Raw genomic sequence first — 2,059 nt, 5'->3', positions numbered from 1 at the left:
GATGTTGGGATCGGTCAGGCGGTTCACCAGCGCGGCGGTATCCGAGCGGTCACTTTCCAGCGTCTTGCGGATGAGCGCCTTGCCGAAGATCTGCGCTTCGAGGTCGAAGGCCCGCATGACGAAAGTATAGACCTCCGTATCCGCGATCAGTTCCTTGGGCGATCCGATCTGGCCGATACGCTCGCTGAAGGCGGCGATCTGCCGCGCGTTCAGCGCGTTGCGCGCCACCAGGTCCAGCTGCTTATCGCGCGTACTGTCATAGAGATTGACAGCCAGACCTGTTCCCAGACCGCCCAGGGGGATCATGCGGACACCGATTGCCCTGCCGCCGGCGGGGCGGCTTTTGCTGCGGCACCGCGGTCCGGCAGTTTCAGCGACATCAACTCGCCCTCGTACTTCAGCACGGGGCGCAGGTCGCTCATGGCCTTGTAGTAATCCGCCATGCTGACGTGGTTGGCGGCCTGCATCACCTTCCCGCGCATCTCTGCGCCGAAACAGGTTGCCAGCCCCACCAGCCCGGACTGGATCTTGGGTACGATCTCCTCCCGTGCCTTGGGATTGATGAGCGCCGTCTGCAACAGGAAATAGATCTTGGATACCGGCGTCGCCTTCTTCTTGGCGTCCAGCAGATCGCTTTCGCGCACGATGTCGGCGCGATTTTCCACGGTGATGGATTGGCGCCGATCCCCGTTGCGCAGGACACAGCCGTTGACGATGACCCGTTCGCGGGGTCTGAGCGTGATTTTTAACATGTCAGACCCCTTCGTGAGCCATTTCGGTCGCGCCACGGCCCGCAAGCCCGGCGACGATGTTGCTGTTGATTTCCACGAGACCGGCGAGGCCGCCCTCCCCCGCGATGACGGCGCTGCACTGGCGGTCGATCCACATGGCGATGGAAATGAGCGATGCCTTCAGGCTGTCGGGGATCGTGTTGCCCGGCTCCGCCAGGTCGCTGCGCAGGGCCGCCCAGATGCGCTGGTTCTCAACCAGCGTATCGCGCAAACCGCCCGCAAGGATCTGCTGCCGCTCGAACCGGGACTCGCTCTTGTCGAAATCCGCGACATAGGTCTGAAGCTCATGCGTCACGCGCGACAGGATGCGCCGCTCGATCTGACGCGGGGATTCGCTTTCCCTGATGGTCTTCTTGTATGCTGCCAAGCCCATAGGATTTTCTCCTTGTTATGTTCTTTATCCGTCCCGCTCCCCTGCTCAGGAGCGAGGCGTCGGCCTTACTGGAAGAGGCTCAAGATATTCTGCGGCGCCTGATTGGCGATCGACAGCGACTGCGTGGCAAGCTGCTGCTGCACCTGAAGCGACTGCAGGCGGGCGGCCTCTTCTTCCATGTCCGCGTCGATCATCGACCCGACACCGGCATCCAGCTTGTCCGTCAGCTCGCTCAGAAAGTTCTGCTGCGTCTCGATGGAACGCTCGGCAATACCCAGATCCGTCGCCGCACCCGTCACCGTGGTCAGGTAGCTTTCGGCGTTGCGCAATGCGGTTTCCAGCGCTGTCGGTGTGGTGCTCTCATCGATCAGGATCGCCGCAAATTTGGCCTGTTCCGCTTCGAGGTCGGTGGTGGTGAAATCAATCGTAGTCGTGTTCAACATCGTTCCGCTGCGGCTGACGCCGGAAACGACTTCCTTCGGGCCAGCGCCAGTTGCGGAAATCAGGTTTTCGCCGTTGAAGGAGGACTGCTCGATCGCTGTCTGCATCTGCGCGGCAAGGGCGGTCAGTTCCTTTTGAATGTCAGCCTGATTCACGCCTTCGGTCTGGGCAAAGGCCAGACGGTCAACGAATTCCTGCGCAAGATCGACGAGCGTTTCCGCACCCAGGCGGGCGGTCGACACGGAATTCTTCGCAAGGGTCAGACCCTCGTTGACGGCTTTGTTCATGCCGCTTTCGGAATTCATCGTCGTGGAAATGGAATAATAGGACGCGTTGTCCTTGGCGGAGGAGACCTTCAGACCGGTGGAAATGCGGTTCTGTGTCTCGCCGAGCTGCTCGTTGATGCCGCGCAATGTCGAAAGCGCGCCCATCGCCGATGTATTGGTGAGGATTG

The 2,059-nt window shown here is 61.0% G+C and carries 4 protein-coding genes; all 4 read right to left on the bottom strand.

Annotation, left to right across the window (positions count from 1 at the left end):
* On the bottom strand, positions 1 to 306 hold a 306-nt coding region (locus tag A3764_RS20560), incomplete at its 3' end, for a DUF1217 domain-containing protein (protein WP_150122346.1).
* Complete coding sequence (locus A3764_RS20555) at positions 303 to 752, bottom strand: flagellar biosynthesis repressor FlbT (protein WP_067925842.1); 450 nt, start codon at positions 750 to 752, stop codon at positions 303 to 305. The genes A3764_RS20560 and A3764_RS20555, both read right to left, overlap by 4 nt.
* Position 753: 1 nt before the next feature.
* On the bottom strand, positions 754 to 1,164 hold the full coding sequence (locus tag A3764_RS20550) for a flagellar biosynthesis regulator FlaF (protein WP_067925845.1): 411 nt from the start codon (positions 1,162 to 1,164) through the stop codon (positions 754 to 756).
* Positions 1,165 to 1,229: 65 nt separating this feature from the next.
* Positions 1,230 to 2,057, bottom strand: a complete 828-nt coding sequence (locus A3764_RS20545) for a flagellin N-terminal helical domain-containing protein (protein WP_236628272.1) — start codon at positions 2,055 to 2,057, stop codon at positions 1,230 to 1,232.
* Positions 2,058 to 2,059: the final 2 nt, after the last annotated feature.

The sequence above is a fragment of the Sulfitobacter sp. HI0129 genome (genome assembly GCF_001635395.1).
Lineage (GTDB): Bacteria > Pseudomonadota > Alphaproteobacteria > Rhodobacterales > Rhodobacteraceae > Sulfitobacter.
Note: the sequence above shows the minus strand (reverse complement) of the source record. Positions and strands in the feature narration are given on the sequence as shown.

Bases quoted from the DNA above. Each gene is read 5' to 3' on its own strand.
- A3764_RS20555 (WP_067925842.1), bottom strand. From the start codon at position 752: ATGTTAAAAATCACGCTCAGACCCCGCGAACGGGTCATCGTCAACGGC.
- A3764_RS20550 (WP_067925845.1), bottom strand. From the start codon at position 1,164: ATGGGCTTGGCAGCATACAAGAAGACCATCAGGGAAAGCGAATCCCCG.